This window comes from Actinomadura sp. J1-007 (assembly GCF_009793335.1).
Lineage (GTDB): Bacteria > Actinomycetota > Actinomycetes > Streptosporangiales > Streptosporangiaceae > Spirillospora > Spirillospora yumaensis.
The window spans coordinates 458075-477433 of sequence record NZ_WING01000002.1; the positions used below are offsets into that span (position 1 = coordinate 458075).

General features: G+C 69.3%; 13 protein-coding genes, 3 rRNA genes and 1 pseudogene. 11 read left to right on the forward strand and 6 right to left on the reverse strand.

What is annotated here, in order from left to right; translation table 11 throughout:
* The first annotated feature begins 787 nt into the window (after positions 1 to 787).
* From GEV43_RS36080 to rrf, 3 genes are all read left to right on the forward strand, one after another.
* A 16S ribosomal RNA gene (locus GEV43_RS36080) occupies positions 788 to 2307 on the forward strand.
* A 554-nt stretch (positions 2308 to 2861) separates the two neighbouring features.
* Positions 2862 to 5971, forward strand: a 23S ribosomal RNA gene (locus GEV43_RS53430).
* A 243-nt stretch (positions 5972 to 6214) separates the two neighbouring features.
* A 5S ribosomal RNA gene (gene rrf, locus GEV43_RS36090) occupies positions 6215 to 6331 on the forward strand.
* Together the 16S, 23S and 5S rRNA genes form the textbook arrangement of a ribosomal RNA operon.
* A gap of 41 nt (positions 6332 to 6372) precedes the next feature.
* On the opposite strand, the gene GEV43_RS36095 is transcribed toward rrf, so the two are convergent.
* Positions 6373 to 6795 (reverse strand): SRPBCC family protein, encoded by a 423-nt coding sequence (locus GEV43_RS36095; protein ID WP_160825252.1) that lies wholly within the window; start codon positions 6793 to 6795, stop codon positions 6373 to 6375.
* Between the two features lie 76 nt (positions 6796 to 6871).
* Here GEV43_RS36095 and GEV43_RS36100 point away from each other — a divergent pair, with 76 nt between their 5' ends.
* Positions 6872 to 7417: a TetR/AcrR family transcriptional regulator gene (locus tag GEV43_RS36100; RefSeq protein WP_160825253.1), complete on the forward strand. Its 546-nt coding sequence runs from the start codon at positions 6872 to 6874 to the stop codon at positions 7415 to 7417.
* A gap of 194 nt (positions 7418 to 7611) precedes the next feature.
* Positions 7612 to 8169: a GNAT family protein gene (locus tag GEV43_RS36105; RefSeq protein ID WP_309240116.1), complete on the forward strand. Its 558-nt coding sequence runs from the start codon at positions 7612 to 7614 to the stop codon at positions 8167 to 8169.
* Between the two features lie 43 nt (positions 8170 to 8212).
* Here GEV43_RS36105 and GEV43_RS36110 read toward each other — a convergent pair whose 3' ends face one another.
* From GEV43_RS36110 to GEV43_RS36120, 3 genes are all read right to left on the reverse strand, one after another.
* Positions 8213 to 8923, reverse strand: a complete 711-nt coding sequence (locus GEV43_RS36110; RefSeq protein ID WP_160825254.1) for a trypsin-like serine protease — start codon at positions 8921 to 8923, stop codon at positions 8213 to 8215.
* A 150-nt stretch (positions 8924 to 9073) separates the two neighbouring features.
* Complete coding sequence (locus GEV43_RS36115; protein ID WP_160825255.1) at positions 9074 to 9352, reverse strand: hypothetical protein; 279 nt, start codon at positions 9350 to 9352, stop codon at positions 9074 to 9076.
* A gap of 144 nt (positions 9353 to 9496) precedes the next feature.
* Entirely contained in the window at positions 9497 to 10930 is a 1434-nt protein-coding gene (locus tag GEV43_RS36120; RefSeq protein WP_160825256.1) for a carotenoid oxygenase family protein, read from the reverse strand.
* A 48-nt stretch (positions 10931 to 10978) separates the two neighbouring features.
* Here GEV43_RS36120 and GEV43_RS36125 point away from each other — a divergent pair, with 48 nt between their 5' ends.
* From GEV43_RS36125 to murA, 3 genes are all read left to right on the forward strand, one after another.
* Entirely contained in the window at positions 10979 to 11695 is a 717-nt protein-coding gene (locus GEV43_RS36125) for a TetR/AcrR family transcriptional regulator (RefSeq protein ID WP_160825257.1), read from the forward strand.
* A gap of 47 nt (positions 11696 to 11742) precedes the next feature.
* Positions 11743 to 13464 carry a serine/threonine-protein kinase gene (locus GEV43_RS36130; RefSeq protein WP_160825258.1) on the forward strand — a complete coding sequence of 574 codons (1722 nt, stop codon included), beginning with the start codon at positions 11743 to 11745 and terminating at the stop codon, positions 13462 to 13464.
* Positions 13465 to 13527: 63 nt separating this feature from the next.
* Positions 13528 to 14835, forward strand: coding sequence for a UDP-N-acetylglucosamine 1-carboxyvinyltransferase (gene murA / locus GEV43_RS36135; RefSeq protein WP_160825259.1), 1308 nt, complete (start codon positions 13528 to 13530; stop codon positions 14833 to 14835).
* 67 nt (positions 14836 to 14902) lie between these two features.
* Here the strand turns inward: murA and GEV43_RS36140 are convergent, their stop codons facing one another.
* Complete coding sequence (locus tag GEV43_RS36140) at positions 14903 to 15307, reverse strand: RidA family protein (protein ID WP_160825260.1); 405 nt, start codon at positions 15305 to 15307, stop codon at positions 14903 to 14905.
* Positions 15308 to 15534: 227 nt separating this feature from the next.
* Here GEV43_RS36140 and GEV43_RS36145 point away from each other — a divergent pair, with 227 nt between their 5' ends.
* From GEV43_RS36145 to GEV43_RS36155, 3 genes and pseudogenes are all read left to right on the forward strand, one after another.
* The gene (locus tag GEV43_RS36145; protein WP_160825261.1) at positions 15535 to 16401 is read left to right on the forward strand and encodes an enoyl-CoA hydratase; all 867 of its coding nucleotides are present in this window, start codon (positions 15535 to 15537) and stop codon (positions 16399 to 16401) included.
* Positions 16391 to 17538, forward strand: a pseudogene (locus GEV43_RS36150) (acyl-CoA dehydrogenase family protein). Before GEV43_RS36145 ends, GEV43_RS36150 begins: the two are co-directional and overlap by 11 nt.
* A complete protein-coding gene (locus GEV43_RS36155; RefSeq protein ID WP_160825262.1) occupies positions 17538 to 18506 on the forward strand; it encodes an acyl-CoA dehydrogenase in 969 nt (322 codons plus the stop codon). The pseudogene GEV43_RS36150 and the gene GEV43_RS36155 overlap by 1 nt, the downstream one beginning before the upstream one ends.
* Before the next feature lie 51 nt (positions 18507 to 18557).
* On the opposite strand, the gene GEV43_RS36160 is transcribed toward GEV43_RS36155, so the two are convergent.
* Complete coding sequence (locus GEV43_RS36160) at positions 18558 to 19253, reverse strand: GntR family transcriptional regulator (protein WP_206681556.1); 696 nt, start codon at positions 19251 to 19253, stop codon at positions 18558 to 18560.
* Positions 19254 to 19359 lie beyond the last annotated feature (106 nt).

A 19359-nucleotide genomic window follows, 5' to 3' on the forward strand; every position in this document is an offset into this window, starting at 1 on the left:
AAGCACCCGGACACGCGCACCACCCGCCCCCCGGACCGCCAGCGAACGACCAGCCCACACTCCCCGCGTCGCTGATCCCCAACCCCGCGCCCCACACCCCAGAGCGCGTCCGCACTGCTCCGACTGTCCCCCGAGGCGATCGCCACCGCCCACCGTCGGGACGCCCGGCAAACGGAACCGCCGCGCAGGGGCTGCTGACGGCACTTCCGCAGCGTGTCGGTGACGATTTGACGTACGGCGCGGGAACACGTAGCTTAACTCCTCGCGCCTTGGTGACGCAGGACGCCTGAACGGTGGCCGGACCAAGGCAGCGCCCACCCAAGATCATCGGACACGGCGTTTCGTCGTGCCCGTGGTGCTGTGGTGGGGGTTGGAAAAGGCTCGGTTTTGACAATCGCGCCGGATCTGATGAAATAGCACCATCGCCCGGAAGGCGCCGCGCAAGCGGAACCGAAAGGGCGGAATCAGAAAAGATCGGCGAAATTGACAAGCCGAACGGATCTGATAAAGTAAAAGAGTCGCCACCGAGGCGGGAAACGCGAAAGCGGATCCACACGGTGGGTGTCCGTTTCTTGAGAACTCAACAGCGTGTTAAAAGCCAGTGCCTTTATCGGCTCGATCTTTAGGGGTCGGGTCGCCCCGTGGCCGCCGGTTGTTTGGTTGGCTGGTGGTCGGGGATTTCTTTGAGGCAATACGGCCCTGAACGTTTGGTTTCGGGGTTGTTTGCTGGGATTGTTTCCTGAAGGTTTGGCGGGTCTGGGTTCGCCCCTGGGCTTGTCGTTGTGCCTTGATGGAGAGTTTGATCCTGGCTCAGGACGAACGCTGGCGGCGTGCTTAACACATGCAAGTCGAGCGGAAAGGCCCCTTCGGGGGTACTCGAGCGGCGAACGGGTGAGTAACACGTGAGCAACCTGCCCCTGACTCTGGGATAAGCCCGGGAAACTGGGTCTAATACCGGATACAACCATTGGTCGCATGGCCGGGTGGTGGAAAGTTTTTCGGTTGGGGATGGGCTCGCGGCCTATCAGCTTGTTGGTGGGGTGATGGCCTACCAAGGCGACGACGGGTAACCGGCCTGAGAGGGCGACCGGTCACACTGGGACTGAGACACGGCCCAGACTCCTACGGGAGGCAGCAGTGGGGAATATTGCGCAATGGGCGGAAGCCTGACGCAGCGACGCCGCGTGGGGGATGACGGCCTTCGGGTTGTAAACCTCTTTCAGCACCGACGAAGCGGAAGTGACGGTAGGTGCAGAAGAAGCGCCGGCTAACTACGTGCCAGCAGCCGCGGTAATACGTAGGGCGCAAGCGTTGTCCGGAATTATTGGGCGTAAAGAGCTCGTAGGCGGTTTGTCGCGTCTGTCGTGAAAGCCCACAGCTTAACTGTGGGTCTGCGGTGGATACGGGCAGACTAGAGGCAGGTAGGGGAGAATGGAATTCCCGGTGTAGCGGTGAAATGCGCAGATATCGGGAGGAACACCGGTGGCGAAGGCGGTTCTCTGGGCCTGTACTGACGCTGAGGAGCGAAAGCGTGGGGAGCGAACAGGATTAGATACCCTGGTAGTCCACGCCGTAAACGTTGGGCGCTAGGTGTGGGGTTCTTCCACGGATTCCGCGCCGTAGCTAACGCATTAAGCGCCCCGCCTGGGGAGTACGGCCGCAAGGCTAAAACTCAAAGGAATTGACGGGGGCCCGCACAAGCGGCGGAGCATGTTGCTTAATTCGACGCAACGCGAAGAACCTTACCAAGGCTTGACATCGCCGGAAAACCCGCAGAGATGCGGGGTCCTTTTGGGCCGGTGACAGGTGGTGCATGGCTGTCGTCAGCTCGTGTCGTGAGATGTTGGGTTAAGTCCCGCAACGAGCGCAACCCTCGTTCCATGTTGCCAGCACTTCGGGTGGGGACTCATGGGAGACCGCCGGGGTCAACTCGGAGGAAGGTGGGGATGACGTCAAGTCATCATGCCCCTTATGTCTTGGGCTGCAAACATGCTACAATGGCCGGTACAGAGGGCTGCGATACCGTGAGGTGGAGCGAATCCCTTAAAGCCGGTCTCAGTTCGGATCGAAGTCTGCAACTCGACTTCGTGAAGTCGGAGTCGCTAGTAATCGCAGATCAGCAACGCTGCGGTGAATACGTTCCCGGGCCTTGTACACACCGCCCGTCACGTCACGAAAGTCGGCAACACCCGAAGCCCGTGGCCCAACCGCCTTGTGCGGGGGGAGCGGTCGAAGGTGGGGCCGGCGATTGGGACGAAGTCGTAACAAGGTAGCCGTACCGGAAGGTGCGGCTGGATCACCTCCTTTCTAAGGAGCACCAACTGGCCACAACCATCCCGCTCACTGCGGGGGATGTGGTCGGTGGCCGCCGTTGACAGCGCGTGTCTGTCAGGCGGCTGCTCATAGATGTGGAGCACTGGCTATTCAGCTCACCGCCCGTGTGAGCCGGCAAGTACCGCCCTGCGGGGGTTACCTCGCGGGGAGTGGGAGTCGCCGGTGTCGGGCTGGTGGTGGGGTGGGCACGCTGTTGGGTCCTGAGGAAACGGGCCCTTCAGCCCCCTTGAACACACAGGCCGTTCGTCGGCCGTGTGGGTGGAGGGGGTTGGGGTGTTTCTTCTGAACCACGGGACCAGACTCCGTGCACCTGGAACGGGTGTTGCGGGTTTGGTGGGCTCGTTTGTTGTTTGAGAACTGCACAGTGGACGCGAGCATCTCTGGCGAGACTCGGCTCTGATCGTTTCTTGCGGGTGGTCGTCCCTTTTCCTTCCCTGGGGTTTTTCTTCTTGGGGTGGTGGGGCGGGTGCCGGCGGGAACCGGGTGGGGCTGGTGTCTTGTCTGCGATTTGTTTGATCGTTTTGTGTGTTCAAGTTTTTAAGGGCATACGGTGGATGCCTTGGCATCAGGAGCCGATGAAGGACGTGGGAGCCTGCGATATGCCTCGGGGAGTCGGCAACCAGACTGTGATCCGGGGATTTCCGAATGGGGAAACCTGGCACCCGTCATGGGGTGTCGCCGCCGTCTGAATGTATAGGGCGGTTGGTGGGAACGCGGGGAAGTGAAACATCTCAGTACCCGCAGGAAGAGAAAACACAAGTGATTCCGTGAGTAGTGGTGAGCGAAAGCGGAGGAGCCTAAACCGTGCGCGTGTGATACCTGGTAGGGGTTGCGTGTGCGGGGTTGTGGGAGCATCCGGTCAGGTCTACCAGTCTGGCGGGGAGTTATAAAACAATGTGATAGTTGAACGGTTTGGGATGGCCGACCGTAGACGGTGAGAGTCCGGTAAGCGAAATCATGTTGTCTCCTGGGTGTTGTCCCGAGTAGCACGGGGCCCGTGAAATCCCGTGTGAATCTGCCACGACCACGTGGTAAGGCTGAATACTTCCTGATGACCGATAGCGGACCAGTACCGTGAGGGAAAGGTGAAAAGTGCCCCGGTGAGGGGTCGTGAAATAGTACCTGAAACCGTGTGCCTACAAGCCGTCAGAGCGTCCTCAGCACTCTTTTTGGGGTGTTGTTCGTGATGGCGTGCCTTTTGAAGAATGAGCCTGCGAGTTATGGTGTGTGGCGAGGTTAACCGGTGGCGGGTAGCCGTAGCGAAAGCGAGTCTGAATAGGGCGTTTGAGTCGCATGCTGTAGACCCGAAGCGGGGTGATCTAGCCATGGGCAGGGTGAAGCGCCGGTAAGACGGTGTGGAGGCCCGAACCCACCAGGGTTGAAAACCTGGGGGATGACCTGTGGTTAGGGGTGAAAGGCCAATCAAACTCCGTGATAGCTGGTTCTCCCCGAAATGCATTTAGGTGCAGCGTCGTGTGTTTCTTGCCGGAGGTAGAGCTACTGGATGGCTGATGGGCCCTACAAGGTTACTGACGTCAGCCAAACTCCGAATGCCGGTAAGTGAGAGCGCGGCAGTGAGACTGCGGGGGATAAGCTTCGTAGTCGAGAGGGAAACAGCCCAGATCATCGGCTAAGGCCCCTAAGCGTGTGCTAAGTGGGAAAGGATGTGGAGTTGCCGTGACAACCAGGAGGTTGGCTTAGAAGCAGCCATCCTTGAAAGAGTGCGTAATAGCTCACTGGTCAAGTGATTCCGCGCCGACAATGTAGCGGGGCTCAAGCACACCGCCGAAGCCGTGGCACTCCAGCTGATGCTGGGGTGGGTAGGGGAGCGTCCTGCGTCCGGTGAAGCCGTCGAGTGATCGTGCGGTGGAGGGTGTGGGAGTGAGAATGCAGGCATGAGTAGCGAATCACGCGTGAGAAACGTGTGCGCCGGATGACCAAGGGTTCCTGGGGCAGGCTAATCCGCCCAGGGTAAGTCGGGACCTAAGGCGAGGCCGACAGGCGTAGTCGATGGACAACGGGTTGATATTCCCGTACCCGCTGGTATGCGCCAACGCTGAACCCTCTGATGCTAAGACCCTGAATCCCGCCTGGTTCCTTCGGGGACCGGGATGGGCCTAGCGGTCGACCCGAGGGGGTAGTAGGTGAGTGATGGGGTGACGCAGGAGGGTAGCTCAGCCCAGGCGGTGGTTGTCCTGGGGTAAGCAGGTAGCCCGTGCCGTAGGTAAATCCGCGGCACACACAGGGTGAGATGTGATGCCGAGCCGTTTTAGGTGAAGTGAGTGATCCCATGCTGCCGAGAAAAGCCTCTAGCGAGTGTACCGGCGGCCCGTACCCCAAACCGACTCAGGTGGTCAGGTAGAGAATACCAAGGCGATCGGGTGAACTGTGGTTAAGGAACTCGGCAAATTGCCCCCGTAACTTTGGGAGAAGGGGGACCAGGCCCGGTGATGGAGCATGCCTCCGGAGCTGGGTGTGGTCGCAGAGGCCAGGGGGAAGCGACTGTTTACTAAAAACACAGGTCCGTGCGAAGTCGTAAGACGCTGTATACGGACTGACGCCTGCCCGGTGCCGGAACGTTAAGAGGACCGGTTAGAAGACGCGAGTTTTCGAGGCTGAGAATCTAAGCGCCGGTAAACGGCGGTGGTAACTATAACCATCCTAAGGTAGCGAAATTCCTTGTCGGGTAAGTTCCGACCTGCACGAATGGCGTAACGACTTCCCCGCTGTCTCAACCACAGGCCCGGCGAAATTGCAGTACGAGTAAAGATGCTCGTTTCGCGCAGCAGGACGGAAAGACCCCGGGACCTTCACTACAGCTTGGCATTGGCGCTTGGAGCGTCTTGTGTAGGATAGGTGGGAGACTGTGAAGCCCAGACGCCAGTCTGGGTGGAGTCGTTGGTGAAATACCACTCTGGTCGTTTTGAGCGTCTAACCCGCACCCGTGGATCCGGGTGGGGGACAGTGCCTGGTGGGTAGTTTAACTGGGGCGGTTGCCTCCTAAAGAGTAACGGAGGCGCCCAAAGGTTCCCTCAGCCTGGTTGGCAATCAGGTGGTGAGTGCAAGGGCACAAGGGGGCTTGACTGTGAGACAGACATGTCGAGCAGGTGCGAAAGCAGGGCCTAGTGATCCGGCACCTACGTGTGGAAGTGGTGTCGCTCAACGGCTAAAAGGTACCCCGGGGATAACAGGCTGATCTTCCCCAAGAGTCCATATCGACGGGATGGTTTGGCACCTCGATGTCGGCTCGTCGCATCCTGGGGCTGGAGTAGGTCCCAAGGGTTGGGCTGTTCGCCCATTAAAGCGGCACGCGAGCTGGGTTTAGAACGTCGCGAGACAGTTCGGTCCCTATCCGCTGCGCGCGTAGGAGAATTGAGAGGGTCTGTCCCTAGTACGAGAGGACCGGGACGGACGAACCTCTGGTGTGCCAGTTGTCCCGCCAGGGGCACGGCTGGTTGGCTACGTTCGGTCGGGATAACCGCTGAAAGCATCTAAGCGGGAAGCCTTCCTCGAGATGAGTTCTCCCACCCCTAGTGGGTGTAAGGCCCCCAACAGACCATTGGGTTGATAGGCCGGACATGGAAGCACGGTAACGTGTGGAGTTGACCGGTACTAATAGGCCGAGTGGCTTGAACACACACAACGTTCAAACCAATCGACAGACCCCGCCGCCCCCCGTTATCGGGGGTGGCCGGTGCCTGGTGTGCTCGCGTCCCTGTGTGGTTCCCGAACAACAACCGGGAACCCGAAGACCCCGTTCGCGGGTTCTTTGATCCGTGTGGTTTTTGATGTGTGAATAGTTGTTGCCTGAGCCGGATGTTGCTTGGGCGGCCAAGAGTTTCCCGCACAACCCCTCGTGGGGTGGTGTCGGGGTTGGTCGTTCGGTGGTTTTGGCGAAGGGGAAACACCCGGTCCCATCCCGAACCCGGAAGTTAAGCCCTTCAGCGCCGATGGTACTGCACGGGAGACTGTGTGGGAGAGTAGGACACCGCCGGACTCTTCATGGTGAAAGGCCCCGCCGTAACGGCGGGGCCTTTCTCATTTCTCCAGGGTGCTGCCGGCGGCTTCGCGGACGAGGTTGTCCAGGATCTTCTCGATCACGATGTCGTGTTGGCGGCGGATGACCAGCGGCCACATGAGCCGGAACATGCCGCCGGTTCGTCCTTTCAGCTCATGCCGTACGAGTGTGCCTCCGCGCTGGGGGTGGAGGGTGAAGCCGTGTCCGCCGCTGAGCTGCTTGCCGGTGTCGAACCACAGTCGGTGCTCGGGTTCCACTGCGCCGACGCGGTAGCGGAGCTTGGAATGCTCGACCGGCGCGCCGGGCCTGAGGCCGTCCGGGAGGCGGAAGTGTCCTCCTCCTTCCGGCCAGAGCCGGTCGTGGTCGCCGCCGATCGTGGTGAGCAGTTCCCAGATCCGCCGGGGCTCGGCGGCGACGAAGCGCTCGTGCATGTTGTAGACCATTCTCAGCCTCCATACGGCAGCGTATGGTCTAACCATACGGCAGCGTATGGAAGGGTGGAACTGTGAGGTCGGTAACGTGAACCGCCTGTCGGCCGGCGACTGGGCCAAGGCGGCGCTAGAGGCGCTCGCGGAGGGCGGGCCGGCCGCGGTGGCGGTGGAGCCCATCGCGGTACGGCTGGGCACGACCAAGGGCAGCTTCTATTGGCATTTCCGCAACAGGCGTGCGCTGGTGGAGGCTGCGCTTGAGCTGTGGGAGCAGGACACCGAGAGGATGATCGCGGCGCTGGACGGGGTCGGCGATCCCGCGCTGCGGATGCGCACCCTGCTGGAGAACGCCATGGCGGATCCCGTCGACTCGGCGATCTCGTTCCGGCTGATCAGCGCTGCCGACGATCCCGCTATCGCTGAGGTCGTCCGGCGGGTGAGCAAGCGGCGCCTGGAGTTCATGCAGACCGCGCTGGAGGAGATGGGCACGCCCTCCGACGTCGCGCGGCGACGCATCGTCGTGGGGTACGGGAGTTATCTCGGGATGGCCGCACTTCGCAGGATCGGCGCCAGCGACGAGCCCCTCACCGACTTCATCGACCAGGTCATGGCCGAGATCGCACTTCCGCCGTCCTAGTGTCTGTCCGGGGGCTTCGGTCGGCTGCGCGGGCGTCTGGGCGCGCACCTGGACGCGTTGTTGTCGGTCGACGGCAACTCCGGGCTGGCCTCACTCCTTTGCGTTGCGAGGCGCGCACCTGGACGCCGCTTGCGGCGGACGAGATCCACCAGGCGGGGCCTGGCGTCTGTGGTACGGGGTTTAGCGTGGATTGTGTGAGCGATTTTGTGGCGCTGCGGCCCGCGCGCGAGGACGATTTGGCGATGCTCGAACGGTTCCTGGAGGATGTCGAGGTCGCCGCGCCGTTCGAATGGTTCGGATGGTGGGACGTCGGCAGGTGGCGGCGGCGGTGGGCGGAGGACGGTCTGCTCTCCGAGGGGCGGGGCCTTCTGGTCGTCGAGCGCAATGGCGAACGGCTCGGGTTCGTCGGCTGGTCGAAGGTGGTGACCTCGCAGATCTCCTATTGCTGGAGGTTCGGGATCGGGCTGCTGCCGGAGGCGCGGGGGCACGGGTACGGGACGGAGGCGCAGCGGCTCCTGGTCCGCTATCTGTTCGCGCATACGCAGGTCGCGAGGATCGAGGCCGTCACGGAGATGGCGAACGTTCCGGAGCAGCGCGCGCTGGAGAAGGCGGGGCTCGTGCGCGAAGGCGTGATGCGCGACTACGCGTTCCGGAACGGGCGGTGGCGCGACGCCGTGCTGTTCAGCGTTCTGCGGAAGGACGTGCTCATCGAGGACGCGCCGTTGCCGGAACGGCCGGCGGGGCGTCATTGATGGAACGCCCGGCCGGAGTGGTCCGGCCGGGCGTTCCCAAGGGTCAGACGCCTGCGACCGAGCGGATCCAGGAACGGTTGTAGGGCACGCTCCCGTACTGCTGAGTCGATCGGCCGTCGGCGGTGGAGGCGACTCCGACCTGCTGGCCGTTGTAGCGCTGCGGGCCGCCCGAGTCGCCGCTCCAGGCGTTCCCCGTGATCCTGCTGCTGCAGATCGCCTGGCCGTTGTAGTAGTCGCGGCACGTGGTGGAGGTGACGCGGACGTCGGCGCACTTGAGCTGGTCCGAGGTCGCGCCGTTGTAGCTCGTACGGCCCCAGCCGCAGATCTGGTTGGTCGAGCCGACCGGCGGGTTCGCGTCGGCGAGCTGCGAGTAGGCGGTGGTGTGGGGGCTGGACAACTGCACGAGGGCCAGGTCGCCGCGCGGCGAGACCTGGTAGCTCGCGACGCCGATCGTGGTGGCGCGGGACCGGTAGACGCTGCCGACGCGGACGGTGATCCCGGCGCTGACGCAGTGCTGGGCGGTGAGGACCCAGGTCGGGGCGATGATCGTTCCCGAGCAGGTGAACGATCCGCCGCTGCGGTAGATCGAGGCCGCCCAGGGGGCGTCGGTGACGGTCGTGCCGCCGATGATGGGCGCCGGCGTCCCGGTCGCCTCGGGGCCGGGCGGCCCGTCGGCCGCCGTGGCGGGCAGGGCCGTCCCGAAGAGCAGGGCCAGCGCGGCCCCTACCAGGGTCATGGTGCGTCGGGTGGGCATGCACAGCTCCTTTGTCGGGGTATGTGCAGGAGCTCCACAAAGATAATCCGACCACCGTCTTCGGTGATGTTTTCAGTGCTCGGCGGTTTTTCAGTGTGAATGCTTTTGGCGTAGAAGGTCACTCTCCAATCGCGTCGGAACCGCGGGCGGTCAGTCTTCGGTGTAGGCCAGGGTGAGGATCGCGCGGGCGGCCTCCGTCCAGCGGTCGATCGCGGCGCGGGACAGCGTTCCGCCCGCCGGCGGGAGCCAGGCGATGAGGCCGACCAGGGCCGGATCGACCTCCTTGCCGGGAGGGCCGACGGACGGGACGCCGGCCATCCCGGCCTCCCCGGCGCTCTGGGCGGGCACCATGCCCGGCTCCGCGAGGTTCCCCGCGAACCTGCCGGTCGGACGGTTCTGGGCAGGAGGAATATCTTGTGCGTTGGACATGCGCGGCACCGTAACGGCGATCGCCGACCTGGGAGCGGACGGTTTCCGCCGGCTTTGCCCAGCCGGATGGAATCCGTCCGTTCCGTAGGACGGGAATTGACGCGCGGGGACGCCGCGGCGACGCGGTGAACGCCGCGGTCCGTTCTATGCGGGCATCCAGTTTCCGTGGAATCCGGCGGGCACGCGGACGGGGAGGTGGACGGCGGCCACGAGGTCCAGTGACCGGGCATCCAGGAACGTCAGGTCGCTGCGTCCGGTCTCGCGGTCGTAGACGTAGCCCATGAGGACGCCGTCGTCCTCCGCCGAGGGGTTCTCGTCGGGGACGAACACGAACTCGTCGGCGTACCGGGTGGCGCCGAAGTGGTGGGTGTGGGTCTTCTCGGCGGCCAGGTCGTGCTTGACGACGGTGTCGAACGCCAGCCCGTCGCCGAGGTCGTCGCCCGAGGCGGCGACGCCGTAGCCATAGCGGTGGGGGCGGCCGGTCAGCGCCTCGTTGATGCGCGGGAACTCCTGGTGGTGGTCGTCCAGGCGCCGGTCCGCGACCGTGCCGGCGGCCAGGTCGATCGTCCAGCGGTCGAGGGTGCTGCCGCCCTCGTGCGGGTCGCGGCGGGTGTCGAACATCCTCGGGTGGCGGACGACGTCCAGGACGATCGTGCCGTCCTCCTCGTAGGCGTTGAGCGGGTGGAACACGAAGCAGGGCTCGATCTCGAACCAGCGCACGTCGTCCGAGCCGCCGGAGCGGGGCAGGACGCCGACGCGCGCCGGGTAGGACGGGTCCCACCGGTACGGCAGGTCGGTGTCGGTGGCGCCGAGCCTGGTCGCGCCCGCGATGAGCCACTCGGGTATGGGCAGGTGGCCGACCGTGCGCGAGAGCACCGAGCGGGTGGGGCGCGCCATCCAGGACGGCATGCCGCGGGTGACGACCTCCGGGGCGAACGTCACGGGCAGGTCGTACAGGATCACGTGGTTCTCGGTGAGGGAGAAGTCGTGCATCATCGGGCTGCCGGTGACCTCGATGTCCACGAGGCGGCGGACGCGTCCGGCGGCGGTGAGGACCGAGTACTGGACCCGGTTGCCCCAGCCGAAGAAGTACGAGACGGCGTGCAGCTCGCCCGTCGCGGGGTCGCGGTGCGGGTGCGCGGTGTAGCCGCCGGGCAGGGTGCCGTCGAAGTCGCAGACGCCGACGGTCTCCAGCTCGGGCGTCAGCTCGTACGGCCGGGTCCCGGCCTCGACGAGCGCGAGGGTGCGGCCCCCGTGCTGGATGACGTTGGTGTTGACCGCGTAGTCCATGCCCGCGAACCTGCGGCCGGGGCGCGGACGCTCGCCGAGCGCCCGCGCCAGGGGGCCGGTGCGGATCCAGCGGTTGCGGTACCACTCGGCGCGGCCGTCGCGGAGCCGGACGCCGTGCGCCATGCCGTCGCCGAGGAACAGGTGGTCGCCGGCATCGCGCCGGTTCGGGCCGATGCGGGCGTAGCGGCCGTCGAGGTGGGCGGGGATCGTGCCGGTGACCTCCAGGTCGGTGACGGTCCGCTCCTCGAGTACGGGCTGGAAGCGGTCTTCGGCGCCTTCGCGGGCCATGGTCCCTCCGAGTGGGTATAACGTTGTTATGTGCGATATAACGCTGTTATGGCAAGCACGTCAAGCGAGCGTCCGGTCCGGGTCCGGCTCGTGGAGGCCGCCGCCCGGCTGCTGTCGCGGGAGGGGCCCCAGGCCCTGACGGCGCGGCGGCTCGCGAACGAGGTCGGCGCCTCGACGATGGCCCTCTACACGCACTTCGGCGGGATGCCCGAGCTGGTCCGGGCGGTCGTGGACGAGGGGTTCGCGCGGCTGGCCGCGCACATGGCGGCCGTCCCGCGCACCGCCGACCCGGTCGCCGACCTCGGCAGCCTCGCGCTCGCCTACCGGGCGAACGCGCTGGCCAACCCGCACCTGTACGGGGTGATGCTCGGGGGCGCGCCGCTCGGCCGGTACCGGGTGCCGCCCGCGGAGCTGATCGAGGGCCGCCGCAACGACAGCGACACGTTCGGGGTGCTGGTGGAGGCCACGAAGCGCGCGATGGCGGACGGCCGGTTCCGGTCGGGCGACCCGGCCGTGGTGTCGGCCCAGCTCTGGAGCGCGATCCACGGGTTCGTCATGCTCGAGCTCGCGGGCCACCTCGCCGGGGAGCCGGACGTGGAGACCGTTCTCACACCGCTGCTCGCGACCATCGCCGCGGGCCTCGGGGACGACCCCGAGGCGACCGCGCGCTCGGTCGCCGCCGTCCGCTCCCACCTGCGCGCGGAGGCCGGCGCGGGGGCCCCGCGGGAGGCGGGCGGACGGGCCGTCGCGGTGGACGGCCCGTAGCTCGCGGTAAAGTTGCGGAGTCCCTGGGGGAGCGGCAGGGTACAGCCATGAACTGGGACGTTCCGGGCTATTCGCAGGTTCGCACGCTGGGCGAAGGGCCCCTGGGACGTGTCGTGCGCGCGGCGCGCGAGGCCGCGGGCGGCGAGGTCGCGCTCAGGTACCTGGCCCCCGCCGCGGCGGCGGACGGGCGCGTCCGCGCCGAGGCCGGGGCGCTCGCGGGGCTGCGCCACCCGCACGTGGTCGGCGTCCTCGACCACGTCCACGACGACCGCGGCGACGTGATCGTCATGGAGCTCGTCGACGGCGTCACGCTGGAACGGCTGCTCGGCCGCTCGGGCCGGCTCGCGCCCGAGGCCGCCCTCTACGTCTTCAAGGCGTCGCTGCTCGCGCTGGCGGCCGTGCACGGCCTCGGCATCCCGCACCGCGACCTGCGTCCGGGCAACGTGATGGTGGACGCGGCGGGCGCGGTCAAGGTCGGCGACTTCGGGATCGTGTTCCCCGAGGGCGACCACGTCCCGGGGACGCCCGCGTACACCGCGCCCGAGCTGTGGGCGGGCGAGCAGTCCGCGCCGCCCGCCGACCTGTACGCGGCGACCGCGGTGTTCTACCAGTGCCTCACCGGGCGGCTCCCGTTCGACGGCGCCGGAGCCCTGGAGCACGCCCACCGCGAGGAGCCCGTCCCGCTGGAGCCGCTGCCCGCCGCGCTCCGGCCCCTCGTCGCGCGCGGCCTGGCGAAGTACGCGCCCGCGCGGCCCGAGTCGGCCGAGGTGTTCGCCGAGCACCTCCAGCACCTCGCGGACGCCGCGTACGGCGAGGGCTGGGAGCGGCGCGGGGTGTCGGCGCTCGCCGCGGCGGCGGCGCTGCTGTCGGAGGCGTTCCCGGTCACGGGCGCGGGGCCGATGGCCGTCGCCGCGCCGCCGCGCCCCGCGGGCAGCGGCGAGCGGCGGATCGGCCGCCACCGCGCCGACGACGGGCCGGCCGAGGCGGGGCAGGACGCCCCGGCGGCCCCGGCGGCGCGGCGCGGCGGGCGCGGCAGGTCCAAGCCGATGATGGCGGTCGGCGTCATCGCGGTCGGGGCGGTCGCCGGGGCCGGGGCGTTCGCCGTCGCGCGGGCCACGGGCGCGGGCGAGGACGACCCGAAGCCGAAGCCCTCCGCCTCGCGGGCCGCGCCCCCGAAGCCCGGCACGGGCATGACCAAGGGGCGGCTGAGGTTCACGGTCGTCCGGGCCGCGGCCCGCACCGGCGCGGGCGCCGCCACCCCCCGGACCCCGGGGAACGGCCGCGCGGGCGCGACCGCGACGCGCCTGACCCGGGACGTTGCGGTGCGGGTGCAGCCGTCCGTCGTCGGCCCCGGCACGACCGTCAACGTCCGGCTGGCGCAGCGGGTGACGGACCGTTCGGCCTGCGGAACGGGCGGGACGGGCGGAACGGGCACGGCCGGCACGGCCGGTGGGAACGGGGCGGCCCGGCATCCGTGGGCGCCCGAGACCGCCGGGACCGTCCACCTGTACGCCTCGCCGCCCGCCTCCCGCACGCGGCTGCCCGCCGCGGCCGCGCCGACCCGGCAGGTGGGCGCGGCGGCCAAGAACTCCAAGCCCAGGACCGTCCGGCAGGGGTGCGTCCGCGTGCTGACGTTCCGCAGCGTCTACACCTTCGCGGTCCCGGCGGACCTCGCGCGCGGCACCTACCTGCTGTCGCCGCTCGCGCCGTCCCGGACGGGCGTGCGGGTGGCCGCGGCGGGGCGTCCGCCGCTGCTGAAGATCGAGTGACCGCGACGCGGCCGAGCGGCGGCGTCGGTTGGTCCACCCCCGGACCGGCCGTAGGCTGCACGGGTGACCGAGAACCTCTGGGAGATCGAGCCGTCCGGGCCGCTGCGCGGCGACGTCACCGTTCGGGGCGCCAAGAACGCGGTCAGCAAGCACATGGTCGCGGCGATGCTCGGCAGCGAGCCGAGCACGATCGGCAACGCGCCTGACGTCGGCGAGGTCGGCATCACCGCCGCGATGCTGGAGCACGTCGGGATGACCGTCGAACGGTCCGGCGGGCGGATCACCGTCGTGCCGGGCCCGGTGTCGGACTCCAGCGTCGGCAAGGCGTTCACCGGGCTCAACCGGATCCCGATCCTCATGCTCGGGCCGCTGCTGCACCTGGCGGGCGAGTCGTTCGTCCCGCTGGTCGGCGGCGACCCGATCGGCCGCCGCCCGGTCGACTTCCACGTCGAGGCGCTGCGCGCGCTCGGCGCCGAGGTCGAGATCGCGCCCGACGGCATCCACGCCCGCGCCTCCCGGCTGGTCGGCGCCCGCGTCGACCTGCCGTACCCGAGCGTCGGCGCCACCGAGACGGTGCTGCTCGCCGCCGTCCGCGCCGAGGGCAAGACGGTGATCCGCAACGCCGCGACCGAGCCGGAGATCGTCGAGCTGGCGCTGTTCCTCCAGCGGATGGGCGCCCGGATCTCCTTCGCGCCCGACCGCCGCATCGTGGTCGAGGGCGTGCCGCGGCTCGGCGGCGCCGAGACCCGCCTCGCCGGCGACCGCATCGAGGCGTTCTCCTACCTGGTCGCCGGGCTCGTCACGCGCGGCGAGGTCCGCGTGCACGGCTGCCCGCAGGACCGCCTGGTCACCGCGATCACCACGCTGACCGGGATGGGCGCCGACTTCCAGATCACCGACGACTGGATCATGGCGTCCGCGCCGGACGGGCTGCGGCCCGCGGCGGTGCAGACCGACACGCACCCCGGGTTCGCCACCGACTGGCAGACGCCGCTGATGGTGCTGTTCACGCAGGCCGACGGCATGTCGGTGCTGCACGAGACCGTCTACGAGAACCGCCTCGCCTACGTCCCGGCGCTCAAGAACATGGGCGCCGAGATCGAGGTCTACGCCACGTGCCTCGGCGGGCCCGCGTGCCGCTACCACGACACCGCCGCCCTGCACTCGGCCGTCGTCCGCGGCGTCACCAAGCTGCGCGGCGGCGACGTGACCATGCCCGACATCCGCGCGGGCTTCTCCGCCGTGCTCGCCGCCGCCGTCGCCGAGGGCCCGTCCACGCTGCGCGGCGTCCACCACATCGAACGCGGCTACCACCGCCCCGTCGAGCAGTTCCGCGCGCTCGGCCTCAGCCTCCGCACCCGCGAGGTCTGACGCCCGCCCGGCCGCCCGCCGGGCCCGTTCGCCGGGCGCGCGCGGCGACGGCCGGACGGCGCGCGGGTCAGGGGGCGCCGGTGACGGCGACGGCCTCGACCTCCACGAGCTGGTCCTCGTAGCCGAGGACGGCCACGCCGAGGAGCGTGCTCGGGGCGTCGTGCGCGCCCATCCGCGCGCGGACGGCCTCCCACGCCGCGACCAGGTCGGCCCGGCGGGACGAGGCGACGTACACGGTGGTCTTCACGATGTCGGTGAGCGACGCCCCGGCCGCGCCGAGCGCGGCGTCCAGGTTGCTCATCGCCTGCTCGGCCTGCGCGCGGTAGTCGCCGGGCGCGACGGTCCGGCCCTCGGCGTCGAGCGGGCAGGCCCCGGCCGTCCAGACGGCCCGTACCGGCGCTCCGGCGGACGCCGCGTAGGCGTAGTCGACGGTCTGCGCGAGGTCGTCGTTGCGGACGAGGGTGACGCTCATCGGGCTCCTCGGGATAGCGGATCCGGCCAGGCGAAGGCGGATGGGCCGCGTTTCCGCCACAGCGGCGCGGCTTCGCCGCCAGGCTAGGACGGGGCGGGCGCGCGGATCACCTGGTTTTCTACCCGTTCGTCCGTCTGCGGCGGTCTTGTGTGGGGGTGGAGTTGCGGGCGTGGGACGTGCATCATGCATGATGTTGTCTCCAGTACGTACGCCAGGAGGGAGGGCCCATGGCCGAGGAGGCCGCCGGGGCCGGGGAGCCGGTCGTGCGGTACGAGCGGCGCGGCCCCGTCGCCGTCGTGACGATGAACCGGCCCGAGTACCGCAACGCGCAGAACTCGGCGATGACCTACGCCCTGGACGACGCGTTCTACCGGGCCGCCGAGGACGACGAGGTCGCGGTGGTCGTGCTCGCCGGGGCCGGGAAGCACTTCTCCGCCGGGCACGACATCGGCACGCCCGGCCGCGACGCGGACCGGACGTTCCCGCGCAGGGCCGGGCTCTGGTGGGACCACGTCGGCAAGCAGGGCGCGGAAAGCCGGTTCGCCCGCGAGTCCGAGGTGTACCTCGGCATGTGCCGCCGCTGGCGGGAGCTGCCGAAGCCGATGATCGCCTCGGTGCAGGGGGCGTGCGTCGCGGGCGGGCTGATGCTGGCGTGGGTGTGCGACCTGATCGTCGCGGCGGACGACGCGTTCTTCGCCGATCCGGTCGTGCGGATGGGGATCCCCGGCGTCGAGTACTTCGCGCACCCGTGGGTGATGCCGCCGCGCGTCGCCAAGGAGTTCCTCTACACCGGCGACCGGATGCCGGCCTCCCGCGCGTACGAGCTTGGCTGGGTCAACCGCGTCGTCCCGCGCGCCGCCCTGGAGGACGAGACGCGCGCGCTCGCCGGACGGATCGCCGCGATGCCGCGCCTCGGCCTCGCGCTCACCAAGAAGGCCGTCAACCAGGCCGAGGACCTCCAGGGGATGCGGGACGGCATGGACGCGGTGTTCGGCCTGCACCACCTCGCGCACGCGCACAACGCCGAGACCTCCGCCGACCCGCTCGGCGGCATGGACCCGAAATCGATGAAGGCGGCAGCGGATGGATCTTGAGTTCACCGGCGCGGAGCGGGCGTTCCGCGCCGAGGTCCGCGACTGGCTCGCGGCGAACGCGCCCGGCCCCCTCCCGTCCATGGACACCCCCGAGGGCTTCGCGCTGCACCGGGAGTGGGAGGCGAGGCTGTGCGAGGCGCGCCTGTCGGCCGTCACCTGGCCCGAGGAGTACGGCGGGCGGGGCGCGTCCCTCACCGAGTGGCTGGTCTTCGAGGAGGAGTACCACCGGGCGGGCGCCCCCGCCCGCGTCTCCCAGAACGGGATCTTCCTGCTGGCCCCTCGCTGTTCGAGTACGGCACCGACGAGCAGCGCGCCCGGTTCCTGCCGCCGATGGCGCGCGGCGAGGAGATCTGGGCGCAGGGCTGGTCGGAGCCGGAGGCGGGCAGCGACCTCGCCAACGTCCGCGGCCGCGCCGAACGCGACGAGGAGCGCGGCGGCTGGCGGCTGTCGGGGCAGAAGACCTGGAGCAGCCGCGCCACGTACGGGCACTGGCTGTTCGGGCTGTTCCGCACCGACCCGGACTCCTCGCGGCACCGCGGCCTCACCTACTTCCTCGTCCCCCTGGACGCCGAGGGTGTGACCGTGCGCGGGATCGCGCAGCTCGACGGCGAGCCCGGCTTCGCCGAGGTGTTCCTGGACGAGGTGTTCGTCCCCGACGCGCAGGTGCTCGGCGGCGTCGGGCAGGGCTGGACGGTCGCGATGTCCACGACCGGGTCGGAGCGCGGCCTGACGCTGCGTTCGCCCGGACGGTTCATGGCCGCCGCCGACCGCCTGGTCGACCTCGCCCGCGCCGCCGCGCCCGGCGAGGCGCTGCGGCAGGACGTCGCGCGCGCGTGGATGGAGGCCGACGCCTACCGGCTGTACACCTTCCACACCCTGACCCGCCTGGAGTCGGGGGAGGCGATCGGGCCCGAGTCGAGCGTCAACAAGGTCTTCTGGTCGGAGCTCGACCTGCGGCTGCACGAGACCGCGCTGCGGATCCTCGGCCCGGACGGCGAGCTGCCCGGCAACGGCTGGACGGACGGGTTCCTGTTCGCGCTCGCCGGGCCGATCTACGGCGGGACGAACGAGATCCAGCGCAACATCATCGCCGAGCGCGTCCTCGGCCTTCCGCGGGAACCGAAGGGTGGCCAGTGATGAGGTTCGCGCTCACCGCCGAGCAGAAGGAGTTCGGGGCCGCCGTCGGCGCGCTGCTGGCGGACGTCCCCGAGGGCGGCGCGGGGGAGCGGGACCGCTGGTCCCGGCTCGCCGGGCTCGGGCTGCTCGCGGTGCTCGTCCCCGAGGAGCACGGCGGCGCGGGCGGCGACGAGACCGACCTGCTGGCCCCGCTGGAGGCGGCGGGCCGCGCCGCCGCGCCCGAGCCGGTCGTGGAGGCGGCCGTCGCCGCGGCCCTGCTGCGCGGCACCGACCTCGCGGCGGAGTGGCTGCCGAAGCTCGCGGCGGGCGAGACGTTCGTCGCCGTCACCGAGCCCGGCACCGCGCACGCGGCGAGCGCCGACCGGGCCGGGCTGCTGCTGTACGAGTCGGGCGGCGCGTGGTCGGCCACCAGCACGTTCGCCGTCACCGCGCGGGACTCGGTCGACCCGGCGCGGCGGCTGTCGGCCGTCGAGCCGGCCGAGGGCGTACGGCTCGCCGAGGGGTCCGAGGCGTACGACCGGGGCGCGGCCCTCACCGCCGCGTACCTGGTCGGCGTCGCGTCCCGGATGATCGAGATGACCGTCGGGTACGCCGGGCAGCGCAGGCAGTTCGGGCGCGCGATCGGGTCGTACCAGGCGGTCAAGCACCGGCTCGCGGACGCGCTGGTCGCCGTGGAGTTCGCCCGCCCGACCGTGCACCGCGCCGCGCACTCGCTGGCGAACGGCGCGCCGACCCGTTCCCGCGACGCGTCCGCCGCGAAGGCGATGGCGTCCGACGCGGCGTCGCGGGCGGCGCGGACCGCGCTCCAGGTGCACGGCGCGATCGGCTACACGATGGAGCACGACCTGCACCGCTGGCTGCGCAGGGCCTGGTCGCTCGCCGCCGCCTGGGGCGACGCCGACCACCACCGCCGCCGCGTCGCGGGCCTGCTGATCGCCGCCGACGGCGAGCCGGTGCGGACGCCCTGACGCGCCGGGGCCCGGCGCCCGCACGCTGCGCGGGCGCCGGGTCCCGGCCGTTCAGGTTCCGTCGTGCCCGGACCAGAAACCGCGCTCCTCCAGGTGCTCGACCAGCAGCTCCCCGGACCGCACCATGTGGTCGTTCATCGCGGTACGGGCCGCGTCGGGGTCGCGGGTCCGCAGCGCGGCGAGGATCACCCGGTGGTCCTCGACGGCGATCCGGTTCCAGCCGCGGATCACGGCGTGGAAGCGGCGCGGGGTGTACCGGGTCGCCGTCTCGATCATCCAGGTCAGCTTGGGGGCGTCGGCGGCCAGGTAGATCTCGCGGTGGAACCGGTGGTTCAGCTCGTCGATGTGCTCGGGCGGGTCGGCCCTCGCGTCCCGTTCGATCGCCTCCTGGACCCGTTCGATCCCGGCGAGGGCCTCCGGGGCGAGGGCCCGCGCCGCCCGCGCGGCCAGCTCGCCCGCGAGCGCGCCCTGCGCGAACGCGATGTCGCGCACGTCCTGGCGGCGCAGCGGCGCGACGGCGAAGCCCTTGCGCGGGGCCAGCTCCACGAACCCCTCGCCGCGCAGCGCCATCAGGCCCTCGCGTGCCGGGGTGATGCTGACGTCCAGCTCGGCGGCGATCCGCTCGACCCGCACGTACTCGCCGGGCCGCACCCGCCCGGACATGATGAGCTCCCGCCCGTACGCGGCGACCTCGTCGCTGAGCTGCGGTCGTTCCCGGACCCGGCGCTCGGGTGAGGTGTCGGCCACGGAGATCCCTTCACTTCATGCATCAAGCATGATCGACGCCCATCCTACGGGCCGGTGGGCGTCCGGGCCCGCCCGCAGGCTCGCGCGCGGGCCCGCCGGGGCAGGG

Excerpts from the sequence above, each read along its gene's own strand:
- GEV43_RS36120 (WP_160825256.1), bottom strand. The coding sequence starts at position 10,930 with ATGGCCCGCGAAGGCGCCGAAGACCGCTTCCAGCCCGTACTCGAGGAG.
- GEV43_RS36115 (WP_160825255.1), bottom strand. The coding sequence starts at position 9,352 with ATGTCCAACGCACAAGATATTCCTCCTGCCCAGAACCGTCCGACCGGC.
- GEV43_RS36125 (WP_160825257.1), top strand. The coding sequence starts at position 10,979 with ATGGCAAGCACGTCAAGCGAGCGTCCGGTCCGGGTCCGGCTCGTGGAG.
- GEV43_RS36155 (WP_160825262.1), top strand. The coding sequence starts at position 17,538 with ATGAGGTTCGCGCTCACCGCCGAGCAGAAGGAGTTCGGGGCCGCCGTC.
- GEV43_RS36140 (WP_160825260.1), bottom strand. The coding sequence starts at position 15,307 with ATGAGCGTCACCCTCGTCCGCAACGACGACCTCGCGCAGACCGTCGAC.
- GEV43_RS36095 (WP_160825252.1), bottom strand. The coding sequence starts at position 6,795 with ATGGTCTACAACATGCACGAGCGCTTCGTCGCCGCCGAGCCCCGGCGG.
- GEV43_RS36145 (WP_160825261.1), top strand. The coding sequence starts at position 15,535 with ATGGCCGAGGAGGCCGCCGGGGCCGGGGAGCCGGTCGTGCGGTACGAG.
- GEV43_RS36130 (WP_160825258.1), top strand. The coding sequence starts at position 11,743 with ATGAACTGGGACGTTCCGGGCTATTCGCAGGTTCGCACGCTGGGCGAA.
- GEV43_RS36110 (WP_160825254.1), bottom strand. The coding sequence starts at position 8,923 with ATGCCCACCCGACGCACCATGACCCTGGTAGGGGCCGCGCTGGCCCTG.